Origin of the sequence: Shigella sp. FC1967 (assembly GCF_001743005.1) — a bacterium.
In the GTDB taxonomy this organism is placed as follows: domain Bacteria; phylum Pseudomonadota; class Gammaproteobacteria; order Enterobacterales; family Enterobacteriaceae; genus Proteus.
On record NZ_MIIZ01000540.1, the window covers coordinates 1 to 202 of the forward strand.

General features: G+C 49.0%; 1 protein-coding gene. It reads left to right on the forward strand.

What is annotated here, in order from left to right:
* Positions 1 to 202, forward strand: a 202-nt coding sequence (gene tnpA, locus BHE89_RS04560) for an IS200/IS605 family transposase (RefSeq protein ID WP_128860321.1), incomplete at both ends; no start/stop codon positions are given.

The following is a 202-nucleotide window of genomic DNA, read 5'->3' on the forward strand; positions in this document are numbered from 1 at the left end:
GATGTATTTGACTCCGCTGCGGCAAAACTTGAATGCGAAATTATTGAGATGGACGGAGAGCCTGACCATGTGCATCTGTTGGTTGCTTACCCGCCAAAACTGGCGGTCAGTGTGATGGTCAACAATCTGAAATCAGTATCGTCGCGCCTGCTGCGCCAGCAAAACACACATTTACGGACGCAAAGTAAAACGGGGACTTTTG